This is a genomic window from Streptomyces canus, assembly GCF_001514145.1.
Taxonomy (GTDB): Bacteria; Actinomycetota; Actinomycetes; order Streptomycetales; family Streptomycetaceae; genus Streptomyces; species Streptomyces canus.
Genome location: NZ_KQ948664.1, coordinates 263,944 through 280,206, shown reverse-complemented (window position 1 = coordinate 280,206; position 16,263 = coordinate 263,944). Strand labels below are relative to the sequence as shown.

Sequence of the window (16,263 nt, the reverse complement as noted above, 5' to 3'; positions counted from 1 at the left end):
GTGGGGGTACCCGCAGGTTCGGGCCGGAACGACCGGACCGGACAGGGAGGCGACTCATGGGCCTCGGCGGGTGCATCATTCTCATCGCCGTGGGAGCAATCCTCACGTTCGCCACCGACTGGCACATGCAGGGGGTCAACCTCGACCTGGTCGGTGTGATCCTGATGATCGTGGGACTGATCGGCGTGACGACGTTCAGCAGCATCGCCCGGCGGCGGCGTGTGGTGGTACCGCCCACCGCGCCGACGGTCGTCGAGGAGGAGCGGCATGTACGACGGGACGGATACTCCGACGGATACGGCGTTTAAGTCGGATTCATAGGACAACCTTGAGCAATCTGTGATCTGGGTTGACTTGTGCGTTTGTGTGAAAGTCGTGAAGACTCGGGATCCTTGAGAGCCCGGGGGGTCAGCAGTGCCGGGCGTGAACCACCAGCACACCCGGGGGCTCCCCGTGCTCCACCCCACGACGACAGTCGGGGCGCCTGATCCGAGATCTCCGCGCCCCCACCGGCATGCCGCTCGCCGCGCGCACGCCGCACCCGACGAATTCGACGGCCCGCAGCGCCTGGTGGCGCTGATACCGGCCCACAACGAGCAGGACCGCATCGCCGACGCGATCCAGGGCCTGTGGCGGCAGACCCGGCGTCCCGACCTGATCGTCGTGGTCGCCGACAACTGCACCGACGCCACCGCCGAGATCGCCGTCGCGCACGGCGCCCAGGTCTTCGCCACCCACGGCAACACGCACAAGAAGGCCGGCGCCCTCAACCAGGCCATCGCCTGGGTGCTGCCCCATCTCGAGGACCGCGACCTGCTGTTGGTTCAGGACGCCGACACCGTCCTCGACCCGTCGTTCAGCGAGACCGCCATCGGCACCTTCAACCGCAAGGTCGGTGCCGTCGGCGGGGTCTTCTACGGCGAGGGCGGCGGCGGTCTGCTCGGCCTCCTCCAGCGTATGGAGTTCCACCGCTACGCCTGGGAACTGGAACGCTCCGGCGGCAAGGCCCAGGTGCTCACCGGCACCGGCACCATGTTCCGCGCCCGCGTTCTGCGCGAGGTGCGCGTCGCCCGCCGCGACGGAGTGCTCGGCGGCGGCCACGCCTACTACAGCCTCGCCTCGCTCACCGAGGACGATGAGATGACCAAGGCGGTCAAGACCCTCGGTTACCGGACCATGTCCCCGGCCGGCTGCGCGGTCACCACCGAGGTCATGCCCACCCTGGGCAAGCTGTGGCACCAACGGCTGCGGTGGCAGCGCGGGGCTCTGGAGAACCTGCGCGACTACGGCTGGACACGTGTCACTGCCCGCTACTTCCTGCAGCAGTTCCTCATGGGGTTCGGCGCGCTGTCCTTCCTGGTCTATCTGACCTACATGGTCACGTACAGCGCGCTGTACGGCTGGCCCGGCTTCTCGCCCTTCTGGACCGCGATCGGGCTCGTCTTCGTGGTCGAGAAGACGGTCTCCGTGCGCCGGGCCGGGCCGCGTGCCGTGCTGGTGGCGGCGCTGATGATCCCCGAGATGCTCTACGACCTTTTTCAGCACGCCGTCTACTTCTCCTCGCTGTGGGGCCTGTTGCGCCGCAGCGAGGAGAAGTGGGTGGCCACGTGACCCTCACGCCCCTCGAAGGAGAAACATCATGTACGGAAGAGTGATCGGCGCGGGAACGACCGGGGCCGGCGGTGCCACGCTCGCGGCGACCGGGCTGTGGCTGAACAGCATGGCGATGGTGGTGACCGCCACGACGCTGGTGGCGGCGGGGGTCGCGCTGTTCAAGCTGGTTCCGCGGAGGCGGTGACCGCACGCCTGAAGGCGGAGCGGGAAGGGCGGGCCCGGGAAGCGGGCCCGCCCTTCCTTACGGACGGGGCGGATCAGCGCAGGCCGGCGAAGAGGTCGTTCTCGGGTAGGGCCGCTCCGGTGGCGTCCTGGACACGGACGAAGGTCTCCGTGCCCATCAACTCGCCGAACCTCTCCTTGCCCATCCTGAGGAAGAAGATGTTCTCGCCCTGGCTGGCGTGCGCGGCCAGCGAGTCGAACTTCTGACCGCTGAACGCGGTGGTGTCCACCCACGTGGTGATCTCGTCGTCGGGGAGGCCGATCTCGGCCAGCGCGGCGGTCTCGGCAGGGTCCGGCTCCGGCATGTCCTCCTGGAACTCGCGCATGATCTCGCCGAACCGCTGCATCATCGAGCGGGGCATCGTGGTCCAGTACACCTTCGGCGTCAACGCGGTCATCTCCAGCGCCGCCATCGTGATGCGGTGGGCCTGGATGTGGTCGGGGTGGCCGTAGAAGCCGTTCTCGTCGTAGGTGACGACCACATCAGGTCGGTAGTGCCGCATGAGTTCCGCGAGTCGGGCCGCGCCTTCCTGCACGGGGGTCTGCCAGAAGGATCCGGGGGCGTCGTTGCTGGGCCAGCCCATCATCCCGGAGTCGGCATAGTCCAGCATCTCCAGATCGCTGATCTTCAGGACGTCACAGCTCGCCTCGAGTTCCTGGCGGCGCAGCAGGGCGACCGCCGCCGGATCGTGCCCGGGATCACCTGGCTTGACACCCCCCGGCCCGTCACCGCAACCGCCGTCGGTACAGGTCACGAGCACCGTGCGGATGCCTTCCGCCGCATATCGCGCGAGGACCCCTCCGGTTCCGGTGGCCTCGTCGTCGGGGTGGGCGTGTACTGCCATGAGCGTCAAGGGCCGGTCGGTCATGAAGAAGTCCTCCTGCGGAATCACGTCTTGGTCCGAGTGCGCGGCGGGCGTACCGCGACGGTGGGGACCGGATGCCGCCGGTCCCTCGTCGATGCAACCGCGCCGGCCGGACCGACTGTTCCCGGCGCGGGCCGCTCGCCGGGTACGGGTCGAGGATCGTCGTGCAGATCAGCTCGCGGGACGTGGTGTCCACGGAGGACGTCGAGGACGTGGCCCCGCAGGATCCCGGGGCCCCTCCGCGGGTCATCCCGTCGACCGGGGTTGCGGACACGGTGTCCCGCGGGCTCGTCCTCGCCGCCCACCGCGGAGACGGGCGGTCGGCTGCGGCTCCGGTTCTACGACGGGCTGGGGCTCCGGTTCTACGACGGCTCGGGCGTGACCTCGGCGACCGGCTGGGCCGCCTCGACGGCGACGGGCTCGGGCTCCTGGACGGAACCCGGCGCTGCCTCGGCAGCAGCCGTGCGTGGAGTGACCCGTACCCGACGTACGGGACGAGTCGCTGGGCCCGCTGACCGCGTGGGCTCGGGAACGACCGGGGGAGCCGCTGACCGTCGCCGGCCTCGCGGGCGCGCGGCCGTGGCGCCCGCCCGGATCCTCGAGCGCGCGGACGAGCGCGGCTGGACGTGAGGGCCGCGAGGAGCGGCCCGGGGACGGCCGCGAACCTCCACGCGCGCGTGCCGCGCGCGACGGGACTCAGCCCGTCGGCCTACCGGCGGCGTTGCGGAGCGGGCGCCGGGGAAGCGGTAACGACATGAGATTCCTCGTACGCGACCGGCTCCTCGGCTTCGGTGACGACTACTGGATCGAGGACGACCACGGCAACAAGGTGTTCCTCGTCGACGGCAAGGCGATGCGCCTCAGGGACACCTTCGAGCTGAAGGACACCCACGGGCGGGTTTTGATCGACATCCGCCAGAAGATGTTCGCCCTGCGCGACACCATGCTGATCGAACGGGACGGCGAGCCGCTGGCGACGATCAAGCGGAAACGCCTGTCGCTGCTGCGCAACCACTACCGGGTGGCCCTCGCCGACGGCAGTACCGAACTCGACGTCAGCGGCAAGATCCTCGACCGGGAGTTCGCCGTCGAGTACGACGGTGAGCTGCTCGCGGTGGTCTCACGCAGGTGGCTGCACGTGCGGGAGACCTACGGCGTCGACATCGTGCGGGACGACGCGGACCCGGCGCTGCTCATCGCGGTGGCGGTGTGCGTGATCCACCTCGCCGAGAAGGAGCGGGAGGACGACTGACCCGCTGAGGTCTCAGAGCACCCGGTCCTTCAGGGCCGGGAACTGCTCCCGGGTCACGGACACCTTTCCCGGGTCGAACTCCACCGTGAGGATCTCCTCGTCGGCGCCCGCCTCCGCGAGGACCTCGCCCCACGGATCCACCACGATCGAGTGACCTGCCTGTGGAACTCGCGCGTGCGTCCCGGCCGTTCCACAAGCGAGCACGAACGCCTGGTTCTCGACCGCCCGCGCCCGGGCCAGCAGCGTCCAGTGCGCCCGGCGGCGCTCCGGCCAGCCCGCCGGGATCACCAGGGTCTCGGCGCCCGCGTCGACGAGACCGCGGAAGAGTTCGGGGAAACGGAGGTCGTAACAGGTGGCGACGCCGACGGTCGTCTCCGGCAGACGGACCGTCACCAGGTCCTCGCCCCGGCCCATCAGCACGGCTTCGCCCTTGTCGAAACCGAAGCGGTGGATCTTGCGGTAGGAGGCGGCCAGTTCACCGGAGGGCGAGAAGAGGAGGGAGGTGTTGTAGAGGGTGCCGTCAGGGGCCCGCTCGGGGACCGAGCCCGCGTGCAGCCACACGCCCGCGTCGCTCGCGGCCTTCGCCATGACCTCGTGGGTCGGCCCTTCCAGCGGCTCGGCCTCGCTCCCGAACTCCTCGAAGGCGAACGCCCCGGTGGTCCACAGCTCCGGCAGCACGACGAGGTCGGCACCGGCCTGATCCCGTACCAGCGATGCCACGCGACGCCGACGCGATTCGACCGATTCGTCCTCATCCACGGCGATCTGGATCAGAGAGGCGCGCACACTACCACCGTCCTGGCATTCGAGCCGTCCATTACGGGCCTACGATCGTCACACGAAAGCACTGCCGGGGTGCCTCACAGCAGCGTAACTTAGCGTTCCAAGACACCCGCCGACAGCCACCACCTCCATTGGCAACGCCGCCATCACCAGCCCGTGCTCCGACCGCCGAGGGGTCCCGTTCCGTGAGTCTGCATCCCACCCTCCAGCCCTACGCCGACGCCTGGACCCACTCCATCGATGCGATATCCGAGCTGGTGACGCCCCTCGTGGAGGGAGAGTGGAACCGCCGTACCCCTTGCCCGGGCTGGTCGGTCCGGGACGTGGTGTCCCATGTCATCGGTCTGGACTGCGAGATGCTGGGCGACCCGCGCCCCATCCACACCCTCCCCCGCGACCTGTTCCACGTCACCAACGACCACCAGCGGTACATGGAGATGCAGGTCGACGTCCGCCGCCACCACACGGCACCGGAGATGACCTCCGAGCTGGAGTACGTCGTCATCCGCCGCAACCGCCAGCTGCGGAACGACTCCCGCGACCCCGGCACGAAGGTGCGCGGTCCGCTGGGCACCGAAGTGACGCTCGCGGACTCCATGCGCCAGCACGCCTTCAACGTCTGGGTGCACGAACAGGACCTGCGCACCGCCCTCGGCCGGCCCGGCAACCTCGACTCCCCCGGCGCGCACATCGCCCGGGACGTCCTGCTCGAAGCGCTCCCCGACATAGTGGCCGTCAAGGCCGACGCCCCCCGCAGCTCGGCGATCGTCTTCGACGTCCACGGTCCCATCGAGTTCCTGCGCACCATACGCGTCGACATCCAGGGCCGCGGCACCCTGGAGACCGCCCCCGCCCTCGGCCCCGCCGCCACCCTCACCCTCGACTGGGAGACCTACGTCCGCCTCGCCTGCGGCCGCGTGACCCTGGAGTCGGTGGCGGACCGTGTGAAGGCGGAGGGCGACCCGGAACTGACGTCGGCGATCCTCCGGAACTTCACGGTGACGCCGTAGCGGGTACGGAGTCCGTCCCGGCGGGTGCGGCGGTGGCGAGCCCGATGCGCTGACGTCCGGTCAGCCGGCGTCCGGTCAGGCGGCGTCCGGTCAGGCGGGCACGTGGACCGTCTCCACCCGGCTCGCCACCAGCCGCTCCCGCTCCCGTCGGGCCGCCCGCCCGCGCAGCCGCAGGATCTGACTGACGCCGAGCGCCTGGAGTACGAAGACGGAGGAGAAGGCGACGGTGTAGTTGTCGTCGGTGGCATCCAGGAGCACACCGACGGCGAACAAGGTGGTCATCGACGCGACGAACCCGCCCATGTTGGTGATGCCGGACGCGGTCCCCTGCCGCTCCGGCGGGTTCGCCGGACGCGCGAAGTCGAAACCGAGCATCGAGGCCGGTCCGCACGAGCCGAGCACCACGCACAGGACGATCAGCAGCCACATCGGCGCGCGCTCGCCGGGGTAGGTCAGCGTGGCCGCCCACAGCAGGGCGGTCGCCCCCACGGTGCCGAGCGCGAGCGGCAGCCGCGCCTCGTGGTGCCGGGCGACGACCTGGCCGTAGACCAGACCGACGACCATGTTGGACAGCACGACGAGAGTGAGCAGTTCGCCCGCCGTCGCCCGGGACAGCCCCTGCGCCTCGACGAGGAACGGCAGGCCCCACAGCAGCAGGAACACCATCGCCGGGAACTGGGTCGTGAAGTGCACCCACAGCCCGAGCCGGGTGCCGGGCTCCCGCCAGGACGCGGCGATCTGCCGCCGTACATAGGCCGCCCCCTGGTGCGGGAACGGCTCCGGCTCCTGCCCCTCGGGGTGGTCCTTGAGGAAGAGGAGCAGCAGGACCAGCACCACCACACCCGCGAGCGAGCTGCCCGCGAACGCCGGGGTCCAGCCGATGCCGTGCAGGAGCCGGGCCAGGACCAGTGTGGAGACCAGGTTGCCCGCCATGCCGGCGAGCCCGGCGAGCTGCGCGACCAGCGGTCCGCGCCGGGCCGGGAACCAGCGGGTGCCCAGGCGCAGCACGCTGATGAAGGTCATCGCGTCGCCGCAGCCCAGCAGGGCGCGCGAGGCGAGGGCCGTTCCGTACGACGGGGAGAACGCGAAGCCGAGCTGCCCCGCGGTGAAGAGCACCACGCCGAACGTCAGCACCTTCTTGGTGCCGAGCCGGTCCACGAGCAGGCCGACGGGTATCTGCATGCCCGCGTAGACGAGGAGTTGGAGGATCGAGAAGGTCGACAGGGCGGAGGCGTTCACCTGGAAGCGGTCGGCAGCGTCGAGGCCGGCGACTCCGAGGGACGTACGGAAGATGACCGCGACGAAGTAGACGGAGACGCCGATGCCCCACACGGCCATAGCGCGTCGGCCGCCTGGGGGTGCCCCTTCTGCAGCAGAGCCACCTGGAAGAGTGGACTTGCTCACCGGAGCTCACCCCGGGCGAGGTGGGAGAACCACTCGACGTGCCCGTGAATCAGGCCTACGACCGCCTCCGCGTCACCGGAGCGCAGGGCCTGGAGGATCTGCTCGTGCTCGGTGAGGGTCTTGGTGATGCGGTCCGGGTGGGCGTGCATCACGGCGACGCCCATCCTGAGCTGGCGGTCGCGGAGTTGGTCGTAGAGCCGGTTCAGGATCTCGTTGCCGCCACTGCGGACGATCTCGGCGTGGAAGCAGCGGTCGGTGACGGCGGCGCCGGCCAGATCCCCGGCGGCGGCCTGCTCCTTCTGCCGCGCGAGCAGTTCCTCGAGGCGCGTGAGGAGCTGTGGGGACGCCGGTACGGCCTTGCGGGCGGCGTGTCCCTCGACGAGCTGCCGGGTCTCGACGACGTCGGCGATCTCCTGGGCGGAGACCGGCAGGACCAGCGCCCCCTTTTTCGGGTAAAGCTTGATCAGGCCCTCGACCTCGAGACGCAGCAGCGCCTCTCGTACGGGTGTACGGGAGACCCCGACGGCTTCGCCGAGTTCGCCCTCGGTAAGGAGGGTCCCTCCCTCGTAACGGCGGTCCAGGACGCCCTGCTTGACGTGGGCGTAGACGCGGTCGGCGGCGGGCGGCTGTTTCACGGCCATGCTCATGCCCACATCATAGATACAACACGTACGCATGATGAGTCCCGTTCCAGCATGCGGACCTCGACAGGAACTCCTGTCCGTGAAGGCCACACCCGCCCCAGCCGGGGCACAACCTTGTGTGCTAGTTACGAGTCACACACGTGCGGCATCACTTTCTTCCCCTCCAACTCGGCCGCACTCAGGGGCATTCGACCGTATTCGGGGTATTTCACTTGATTACCGCTACCAAGGGCCTCCGCGTCCGCAGAGCCGCAGCCGTCGCCATCACGACCGGCGCAGTGCTCGCCACCGGAGCTCTCACCGCGGCACCCGCGCAGGCGCTCACGACGCCGACCATCACCGCCAAGGGCGGATTCCTGATGAACAGCGCGACCGGCACGACCCTCTTCAGCAAGTCGGGAAACACGAAGCGGCTCACCGCTTCCACCACGAAGATCATGACCGCCAAGGTCGTGCTCTCGCAGTCGAACCTGAACCTGGACGCCAAGGTCACCATCAAGAAGGCGTACAGCGACTACATCGTCTCCAAGGGCGCTTCGTCCGCTCACCTGATCGTCGGCGACAAGGTCACCGTCCGTCAGCTGCTCTACGGGATGATGCTGCCGTCCGGCTGTGACGCCGCGATGGCCCTCGCCGACAAGTTCGGCTCGGGCTCGACGGTCTCCGCGCGCACCAAGTCCTTCATCGCGAAGATGAACACGACGGCCCGGAGCCTCGGCATGGCGAACACGAAGTTCGACTCGTTCGACGGAATAAGCAATGGTTCGAACGCCTCGACGCCGAAGGACCTCACGCTGCTCGCCCGCAACGTGATGAAGAGCTCGACCTTCAAGTCCGTCGTGAAGACCAAGAAGTACACGGCGAAGACGATCACCAAGACCGGCAGCACCCGCACCATGGGTGCCTGGACGAACACCAACACCCTGCTCGGCTGGAACGGCACGCTCGGCATCAAGACAGGCTCGGGCACCGACTCCAAGTACTGCCTCGTCTTCGCCGCCACGAAGAACGGCGAGTCCGTCATCGGCGCGGTCATGACCGCCTCCTCGGCGGCCAACCGCACGACCGACGTGAAGAAGCTCATCAACTACGGCTACGCGAAGATCAGCTGACGCCGACCGCGAAGGGGCCCGTCGCCGGAAGCGACGGGCCCCTTCAGCGTGGGACGCCGTGTCCACCGCGGGCAGATCACGCCCAGGTGATCAGCTTCTTCGGCTGTTCCAGGACGGCGGCCACGTCGGCCAGGACCTTGGAGCCCAACTCGCCGTCCACCAGACGGTGGTCGAAGCTCAGCGCGAGGGTGGTGACCTGGCGGGGCTTCACCTTGCCCTTGTGGACCCAGGGCTGGAGCTTGATCGCGCCGACGGCGAGGATCGCGGCCTCTCCCGGCGGGAGGATGGGGGTGCCGGTGTCGACGCCGAAGACGCCGACGTTGGTGATGGTGACGGTGCCGCCCTGCATCGCGGCCGGCGAGGTACGGCCCTCCTTGGCCGTCGCCACCAGCTCGCCCAGGGACTCGGCCAGTTGCGGCAGGGTCTTGGTGTGGGCGTCCTTGATGTTCGGGACGATCAGGCCACGGGGGGTGGCCGCGGCGATACCCAGGTTGACGTAGTGCTTGAGGACGATCTCCTGGTTCGCCTCGTCCCACGAGGCGTTGATGTCGGGGTTGCGCTTGATCGCGACCAGCAGGGCCTTGGCGATCAGCAGGAGCGGGTTCACCCGCAGGCCCTGCAGATCCTTGTCCTGCTTGAGCTCCTCGACCAGTTTCAGGGTGCGGGTCACGTCCACCGTCACGAACTCCGTGACGTGCGGGGCCGTGAACGCCGAACCGACCATGGCCGCGGCCGTCGCCTTGCGGACGCCCTTGACCGGGATGCGGGTCTCGCGGGCCGCGTCGTACGACGCGGTGGGTGCCACCGGGGCAGTGACCGGGGCCTGCGCCACCAAAGGCGCGGGCGCCGCGGCCGGGGTCGCCGCCGCGTGGACGTCCTCGCGGGTGATGATGCCGTCCGGGCCGGACGGGGTCACCGTGGTGAGGTCGACGCCGAGGTCCTTGGCCAGCTTGCGGACCGGGGGCTTGGCCAGCGGGCGGGGCTGCACGGTGGCGGCCGGGCTTGTGGCGGCCGGGCTCGTCGAGGCCGGGCCGTGGCCGTTCAGTTCGGTCTGGATCGCGACCGACGCCTGCTGGACCGGGACCTCCGGGCCCTTGCGGGGCCGGCGCTTGGTCGAGGAGGCCGCCACGCCGTAGCCGACCAGGACCGGCTGACGGCCCTCCGGCTTCTTCTCGGGAGCCTCCGAGGCATCGGGAGCCGCGGAGGCTTCCGGCGCCTCGGCCGGCGTCTCCGGGGCCGCGGGGGCACCGCCCGCCACGTCCACCGCGATGATCGCCGTGCCCACGTCCACCGTGGTGCCCTCGGGGAAGCGCAGCTCGCGCACCACCCCGTCGTAGGGGATGGGCAGTTCGACGGCCGCCTTGGCCGTCTCCACTTCGCACACCACCTGGCCGTCGGTGACCGTGTCCCCTGCCTTGACGTACCACTTGAGGATCTCGGCCTCAGTGAGCCCCTCGCCCACGTCGGGCATCTTGAACTCGCGCACGGACGCTTCCGTCATCGTCGTCACGACCCTCTCCTCAGTACGCCAGCGAGCGGTCGACGGCATCCAGTACCCGGTCCAGGCCCGGCAGGTACTCCTCCTCCAGGCGGGCCGGCGGGTACGGGGCGTGGTAGCCGCCGACCCTGAGTACCGGGGCCTCCAGGTGGTAGAAACAGCGCTCCGTGATCCGCGCGGCGATCTCCGCGCCCGAACCGAAGAACACCGGCGCCTCGTGCACCACGACCAGACGGCGGGTCTTCTCCACCGAGGCCTGGATCGAGTCGAAGTCCAGGGGCGAGACCGAGCGCAGGTCCAGGATCTCCAGCGACTTGCCCTCCTCGGCGGCCGCGTCGGCGACCTCCTTGCAGAGCTTCACCATCGGGCCGTACGCGACGAGGGTCAGGTCGGTGCCCTCACGGACCACCTTGGCCTTGTGTAGCGGGTCGGGGATCGCCTCGGTGTTGACCTCGCCCTTGTCCCAGTACCGGCGCTTGGGCTCGAAGAAGATCACCGGGTCGTCGCTCTGGATGGCCTGCTGCATCATCCAGTACGCGTCGGAGGGGTTGGAGGGGCTGACCACCTTCAGGCCCGCCACGTGCGCGAAGAGCGCCTCGGGGGACTCCGAGTGGTGCTCCACGGCGCCGATGCCGCCGCCGTAGGGGATGCGGACGACGACGGGCATCTTGACCTTGCCCAGCGAGCGCGCGTGCATCTTCGCGAGCTGGGTGACGATCTGGTCGTAGGCCGGGAAGACGAAGCCGTCGAACTGGATCTCCACCACCGGGCGGTAGCCGCGCAGGGCGAGGCCGATCGCGGTGCCGACGATCCCGGACTCGGCGAGCGGGGTGTCGATGACCCGGTCCTCGCCGAAGTCCTTCTGGAGGCCGTCGGTGACGCGGAAGACGCCGCCGAGCTTGCCGACGTCCTCGCCCATGACGAGGACCTTGGGGTCGGTGTCCAGGGCGCGCCGGAGCGACTCGTTGATCGCCTTGGCCAGTGCCATGTTCGTGGATGTCACGTGTTCCGCTGCCATGATCAGGCCCCTTCCCCATCCGTGAACGACGCCTGGTAGGCGGCGAACTCGGCCCGCTCCTCGTCGACGAGCGCGTGTCCGTCCGCGTACGCGTGCTCGAAGAGGGCGAAACGATCCGGGTCCGGCATGGCACGGACCGCCTCACGCACTCGCCTGCCCAACGCCTCGGACTCGGTCTCCAGTTCCGCGAAAAATCCCTCGTCCGCGTGGTTTGAGGCCTCCAGGTACCGGCGAAGGCGCAGGATCGGGTCCTTCGCCTCCCAGGCCTCGCGCTCCTCGTCGGCCCGGTACTTGCTCGGGTCGTCGGAGGTGGTGTGGGCGCCCATGCGGTACGTGTAGGCCTCGACGAGCGTCGGTCCCTCGCCGCTGCGAGCCCGCTCCAGGGCCCACTTGGTGACGGCCAGCGACGCGAGCACGTCATTGCCGTCGACCCGTACGCCGGGGAAGCCGAAGCCCTGCGCGCGCTGGTAGAGCGGGACGCGGGTCTGCCGCTCGGTCGGCTCGGAGATGGCCCACTGGTTGTTCTGGCAGAAGAAAACGACCGGGGCGTTGTAGACCGCGGAGAAGGTGAACGATTCGGCCACGTCGCCCTGACTGGAGGCGCCGTCGCCGAAGTAGGCGATGACCGCGGAGTCGGCGCCGTCCTTGGCGACGCCCATCGCGTAGCCCGTGGCGTGCAGCGTCTGGGAGCCGATGACGATCGTATAGAGGTGGAAGTTGTTCCCGTTGGGGTCCCAGCCGCCGTTGTTCACCCCGCGGAACATGCCGAGCAGGTTGGTCGGATCGACCCCGCGGCACCAGGCCACGCCGTGCTCGCGGTAGGTGGGGAAGACGTAGTCGTCGTCGCGCAGCGCCCGTCCCGATCCGATCTGGGCGGCCTCCTGGCCGAGCAGCGAAGCCCACAGGCCCAGCTCGCCCTGGCGCTGCAGGGAGGTGGCCTCGGCGTCGAAGCGGCGGGTGAGCACCATGTCGCGGTAGAGGCCGCGGAGCTCTTCGGGGGTGATGTCGGCGACGTACTTGTCGTACTCGGCGTTCTTGACGCGCTTGCCCTCGGGCGTCAGCAGCTGAACCAGTTCGGGCTTGGTGCTCGGGGACTTCCTCGTCCCGGCGCTGCGTCGCGGCTTGCGCGCGGCAGTGCTCTCCACGGTCACGTGTGCTCCTCCGTCGGTCCGGCCCTCGGGGTTGCCGGGAGCTGGGGGTCCCCCAGCTCGTTCAGAGCCTGGGGAAGCGGCTCACCTGTTTCCGACACCCGGGCACGGGGTGGGTGTCACTTGGCCGGAACAGGCGTGACAGGTGCCCCGGCGAGCGCCCTGCAAGAATCACGTTACCCAGTGCTCCACATTTCTGTGAAACCCCCTTTGACCTGCGATTTTGCTTGGATTTCCAAGTAAATCGGAAAAGGCTGGAAGGGGCGCTGGTCACAGCCTTGCAGGAGGCCGGAGCAACGGCACGTTATCCCGTCGACCCACGTCACCGGAAGAGCATCCGCGTCCGACTTGCCGAGTGTGCGAAGAAGTCCCGTGACCGAAGGAGACCGGTAGCGACTCACTGTGTCGATCTGTGACTGTACGCGACAACGCCCAGCTCACAGTGCTGATTCGTGCCCTAGCATCTGCCGCGTGCCGCGCTCTCTCGTACCACCCCTCATGCCTCACGCGCCCCCGCTGGGTGCCCTCCTCCGCCAGTACGCCGCCGGATCCGCCCTCGCCTGCGAACCCGTCGACCAAGGGCTTCTCAACCGCGGCTACCGGCTCCGCACCACCCGCGGCCGTTACTTCCTCAAGCACCACTTCGACCCCGAGACGGCCGCCCCCGAGGCGATCGCCCGCCAGCACGGCGCCACCCAGCGCCTGGCCGCCCTCGGCGTGCCGGTCGCCCCGCCCCTCCCGGCCCACGACGGGCGCACGGTCGCGGTCGTCGGCGGGCACGCCTACGCCCTCCACCCCTGGATCGAGGGCCGCCATCGCCACGGCGCCCAGCTCACCGCCGAACAGTGCGGCCGGCTAGGGGCGCTGCTGGGGGTGGTGCACGCGAGTCTGGAGCGGGTGATGCCGGTGGAGGGGTGCGAGCAGGGGGAGAAGAGTGCGTCGGCACGCGGAGGCGCACGTACCGCCGAAGGCGCCCCGGACAGCGAGCCGGGCACGCCGTCGGGCGCGGGGACACGGGGTGGCGGGTGCCTCGCATCGCCGGGCGAAGGGGTGCCGGACGACCGGCACCGCGCGCGGGCGGGCCGGAGCGCGCCGGGTGCAGAACGCGCCGCGTCCCTGTGCCCTGCCACCACGGGTGCCGACGGCGCCCGCGCCGACAAGCGGCACGCCGGTCACCCGCACGTCCAGAACGCCGAGACCACGACCCCCGTCGACGCCGGCGCCGACCCCGCCGCGACCTTCGCGCTGATCGACGATCTCCTCGCGCGCGTGGGCCGACACCGGCCGGCCGACTCCTTCGACGAGCTGGCCAGGCACCGGCTCCTGGAGCGGCGGTCACTGCTCGAACAGCACGTGGGACGGCGGCCTCCGCACGGCGGGCCGGTGGGCTGGGTGCACGGGGACTTCCACCCCTTCAACGTGCTGTACCGGGGCGAGGCACCCGCCGCGATCGTCGACTGGGACCGGCTCGGCGTGAAGCCCCGCGCGGAGGAGGCCGTACGCGCCGCCGCGATCTTCTTCGTACTCCCCGTGGGGACGCTCGACCTGCCGAAGGTGCGGGCGTACGCGCGCGCGTACCGGCGTTCGGCGGGAGCCACGCCCTCGGAGCTCGCGGCGGCCGTGCATCGCGTGTGGTGGGAGCGCCTCAACGACTTCTGGATGCTGCGCTGGCACTACGAGCGGGGTGACACCCGCGCGGATTCCCAGTTCCCGGCGGCGTCGGCCCTGGTGGTGTGGTGGACGCGGGAGTACGAGGCGGTGTGCGACGCGTTCGTCGGATGACACTGCGGCCTCGGAAACGGCACGCGCGCGTGGCGCCCGTTCCCGGGGCCACGCGCGCGTGAAGAGTTGCGGGCGGTCAGGAGTCGCCGCCGTCGCCGCCTTGCGTGCCCCCGACCAGGCCGCCGGTCGGGTCTGCCGATTCCGTCGGCTCCGGCGCCGTATCGGTCGGCTCCGCCGTATCCGTCGGCTCCGTCGCCGTCTCGGACGGCTGGGTCGCCGTGGGCGAAGGCGTGTACGAGGGCGTGTACGACGGCGTATAGGACGGCGTGTAGCCGGAGCCTCCGGAGTCGCCGCTGTTGTCCGTGGACGTGTCGGTCTCCTCCTCGGTCGGCTCGTCGCTCGGCGTCTCGCTGGCCGTCTGGTCGTCGGTGGACTGCGAGGTGGACGGCGTCACGGAGCTGCCGGCGCCGCCACCGCCCCCGCCACCGCCGCCGCCGTTGAGCGCCAGGGCGACGCCCGCCGCGACGGCGATCACCGCGAGGACGGCGAGGATCCACAGCTTGCCGCGGCCGCTGCCCCGGTTGCCGTGTCCCTCGAAGCCGCCGTCGTCCCCGCCGCTGTAGCCCGAGGGCAGGATCGGCTGCGGAATCTGGGTGGTGCCGGAGGAGTCGCCGGAGTGCGGCAGCACGCTGGTGCTCGCGAAGCCCGCGGAGGGCGTGCCGCGGCCGTCGTGCGCCGTCACCGGGCCGGTGTTCCAGGTGCCGGTGTGGCCGCCCTGGTCGTACAGCATCTGCAGGCCGTACTGGACGAGCCCGCGCATCTCCTCGGCCGTCTGGAAACGGTCGTCCGGCTCCTTGGCGAGCGAGCGCATGACCAGGCCGTCGAGCTCCGGCGGGACGGCGTCGGAGACCTGCGACGGAGGCGTCGGGATGTCCTGGACGTGCTGGTAGACGACGGAGAGCGGGGTCTCGCCGGTGAACGGCGGCCGCAGCGCGAGGAGTTCGTACAGCAGACAACCCGTGGCGTACAGGTCGGAGCGGTGGTCGACCGCCTTGCCGAGGGCCTGCTCCGGGGAGAGGTACTGCGGGGTGCCCATGACCATGCCGGTCTGCGTCATCGTCGTGGACGCGCCGTGCAGGGCGCGGGCGATGCCGAAGTCCATGACCTTGACGGCGCCGTTGTGCGTGATGATCACGTTCGCCGGCTTGATGTCGCGGTGCACGATGCCGTGCTGGTGGGAGTAGGCGAGCGCCTCCAGGACCCCGGAGACGATGATCAGGGCCTGCTCGGGACCGGGCGCCTCGGCGTTGAGCAGCAGATCCCGGATCGTCCGCCCCTCGACGATCTCCATGACGATGTACGGCACCGACTGGCCGCCGACGAAGTCCTCGCCGGAGTCGTACACGGCGACGATCGCGTGGTGGTTGAGGCCGGCCACGGACTGGGCCTCGCGCGTGAAGCGGGCCTTGGAGGTCGGGTCCTCGGCGAGGTCGGCGCGCAGCAGCTTGACGGCCACGGTGCGGCCGAGCCGTACGTCCTCGGCCGCGAACACCTCGGCCATACCGCCCCGGCCGAGTCTGCGGGTCAGCCGATATCGGCCGTCCCCCACCAGTCCGCCGTTACCCCACAGCTCCGGCGCATCTGACATTCCGCCGCCAGTCGCCTCGGGGTCGGACGGGCCCTGAGCGCGCTGCTGCTGTGCCATCGGTCCTCGCCGTCGTTTCTGCCCGCGGTGCGCGCGGTGTTGTCACGGTCTCCGTCGGCCACGCTACAGCCTTCGCGCAAGCCACCGGTCCGGGATGAGCCCGGGGACCGGCCCGAGACGGACCGGCCATCAAACCTGTACTTCGTCTCGGCGTGCAAATCCTGTGTACCGGCGGTAGGGCACCTGTAACGCCCGCGCGACCTTTCTTTCGCGTACGGTCACGGAACGGGCACCTCGCTTCCGCAGGGGCGGGCGGCCCGGAACG

The 16,263-nt window shown here is 70.0% G+C and carries 16 protein-coding genes and 1 pseudogene; 9 read left to right on the top strand and 8 right to left on the bottom strand.

All coding sequences use genetic code 11. The annotated features are described in order from the left end of the window. Window positions 1–56: 56 nt before the first annotated feature. The 3 genes from AQJ46_RS28315 (at window position 57) to AQJ46_RS56310 (ending at window position 1,798) form a co-directional block, all read left to right on the top strand. The gene (locus AQJ46_RS28315) at window positions 57–308 is read left to right on the top strand and encodes a DUF6458 family protein (RefSeq protein WP_057608993.1); all 252 of its coding nucleotides are present in this window, start codon (window positions 57–59) and stop codon (window positions 306–308) included. 262 nt (window positions 309–570) lie between these two features. Next, the gene (locus AQJ46_RS28310) at window positions 571–1,611 is read left to right on the top strand and encodes a glycosyltransferase (protein ID WP_059208247.1); all 1,041 of its coding nucleotides are present in this window, start codon (window positions 571–573) and stop codon (window positions 1,609–1,611) included. Between the two features lie 28 nt (window positions 1,612–1,639). Beyond that, complete coding sequence (locus tag AQJ46_RS56310; RefSeq protein ID WP_167368232.1) at window positions 1,640–1,798, top strand: hypothetical protein; 159 nt, start codon at window positions 1,640–1,642, stop codon at window positions 1,796–1,798. A gap of 73 nt (window positions 1,799–1,871) precedes the next feature. On the opposite strand, the gene AQJ46_RS28305 is transcribed toward AQJ46_RS56310, so the two are convergent. Beyond that, entirely contained in the window at window positions 1,872–2,705 is an 834-nt protein-coding gene (locus AQJ46_RS28305; RefSeq protein WP_059208367.1) for a PIG-L family deacetylase, read from the bottom strand. Window positions 2,706–2,866: 161 nt separating this feature from the next. Between AQJ46_RS28305 and AQJ46_RS28300 the strand changes: the two genes are divergently transcribed. From AQJ46_RS28300 to AQJ46_RS28295, 3 genes and pseudogenes are all read left to right on the top strand, one after another. Next, on the top strand, window positions 2,867–3,217 hold the full coding sequence (locus AQJ46_RS28300; protein WP_059208246.1) for a hypothetical protein: 351 nt from the start codon (window positions 2,867–2,869) through the stop codon (window positions 3,215–3,217). Continuing rightward, window positions 3,178–3,460, top strand: a pseudogene (locus AQJ46_RS57350) (AraC family transcriptional regulator); the annotation flags it as partial. The gene AQJ46_RS28300 and the pseudogene AQJ46_RS57350, both read left to right, overlap by 40 nt. Then, entirely contained in the window at window positions 3,457–3,954 is a 498-nt protein-coding gene (locus AQJ46_RS28295; RefSeq protein ID WP_059208245.1) for an LURP-one-related/scramblase family protein, read from the top strand. The pseudogene AQJ46_RS57350 and the gene AQJ46_RS28295, both read left to right, overlap by 4 nt. A gap of 12 nt (window positions 3,955–3,966) precedes the next feature. Here AQJ46_RS28295 and AQJ46_RS28290 read toward each other — a convergent pair whose 3' ends face one another. Further along, window positions 3,967–4,740 (bottom strand): carbon-nitrogen family hydrolase, encoded by a 774-nt coding sequence (locus AQJ46_RS28290; protein ID WP_059208244.1) that lies wholly within the window; start codon window positions 4,738–4,740, stop codon window positions 3,967–3,969. Window positions 4,741–4,922: 182 nt separating this feature from the next. Between AQJ46_RS28290 and AQJ46_RS28285 the strand changes: the two genes are divergently transcribed. Further along, entirely contained in the window at window positions 4,923–5,747 is an 825-nt protein-coding gene (locus tag AQJ46_RS28285; RefSeq protein ID WP_057608998.1) for a maleylpyruvate isomerase family mycothiol-dependent enzyme, read from the top strand. Between the two features lie 90 nt (window positions 5,748–5,837). Here the strand turns inward: AQJ46_RS28285 and AQJ46_RS28280 are convergent, their stop codons facing one another. Together AQJ46_RS28280 and AQJ46_RS28275 are read right to left on the bottom strand one after the other, a co-directional pair. Further along, on the bottom strand, window positions 5,838–7,085 hold the full coding sequence (locus tag AQJ46_RS28280) for an MFS transporter (RefSeq protein WP_059208243.1): 1,248 nt from the start codon (window positions 7,083–7,085) through the stop codon (window positions 5,838–5,840). 62 nt (window positions 7,086–7,147) lie between these two features. Continuing rightward, window positions 7,148–7,798 carry a GntR family transcriptional regulator gene (locus tag AQJ46_RS28275; protein ID WP_059208242.1) on the bottom strand — a complete coding sequence of 217 codons (651 nt, stop codon included), beginning with the start codon at window positions 7,796–7,798 and terminating at the stop codon, window positions 7,148–7,150. Window positions 7,799–8,007: 209 nt separating this feature from the next. On the opposite strand from AQJ46_RS28275, the gene AQJ46_RS28270 reads away from it, so the two are divergent. Continuing rightward, a complete protein-coding gene (locus tag AQJ46_RS28270) occupies window positions 8,008–8,907 on the top strand; it encodes a D-alanyl-D-alanine carboxypeptidase family protein (RefSeq protein ID WP_225887409.1) in 900 nt (299 codons plus the stop codon). A gap of 76 nt (window positions 8,908–8,983) precedes the next feature. On the opposite strand, the gene AQJ46_RS28265 is transcribed toward AQJ46_RS28270, so the two are convergent. From AQJ46_RS28265 to pdhA, 3 genes are read right to left on the bottom strand one after another with little or no spacing between them, the layout of a single operon-like run. Beyond that, entirely contained in the window at window positions 8,984–10,417 is a 1,434-nt protein-coding gene (locus tag AQJ46_RS28265) for a dihydrolipoamide acetyltransferase family protein (RefSeq protein ID WP_059208241.1), read from the bottom strand. 10 nt (window positions 10,418–10,427) lie between these two features. Then, complete coding sequence (locus AQJ46_RS28260) at window positions 10,428–11,423, bottom strand: alpha-ketoacid dehydrogenase subunit beta (RefSeq protein WP_059208240.1); 996 nt, start codon at window positions 11,421–11,423, stop codon at window positions 10,428–10,430. 2 nt (window positions 11,424–11,425) lie between these two features. Continuing rightward, window positions 11,426–12,574: a pyruvate dehydrogenase (acetyl-transferring) E1 component subunit alpha gene (gene pdhA, locus AQJ46_RS28255; protein WP_057609002.1), complete on the bottom strand. Its 1,149-nt coding sequence runs from the start codon at window positions 12,572–12,574 to the stop codon at window positions 11,426–11,428. A gap of 495 nt (window positions 12,575–13,069) precedes the next feature. On the opposite strand from pdhA, the gene AQJ46_RS28250 reads away from it, so the two are divergent. After that, window positions 13,070–14,353, top strand: a complete 1,284-nt coding sequence (locus AQJ46_RS28250) for a phosphotransferase (RefSeq protein WP_208616995.1) — start codon at window positions 13,070–13,072, stop codon at window positions 14,351–14,353. A gap of 76 nt (window positions 14,354–14,429) precedes the next feature. Here the strand turns inward: AQJ46_RS28250 and AQJ46_RS28245 are convergent, their stop codons facing one another. After that, window positions 14,430–15,998 carry a protein kinase domain-containing protein gene (locus AQJ46_RS28245; RefSeq protein ID WP_059208238.1) on the bottom strand — a complete coding sequence of 523 codons (1,569 nt, stop codon included), beginning with the start codon at window positions 15,996–15,998 and terminating at the stop codon, window positions 14,430–14,432. Window positions 15,999–16,263 lie beyond the last annotated feature (265 nt).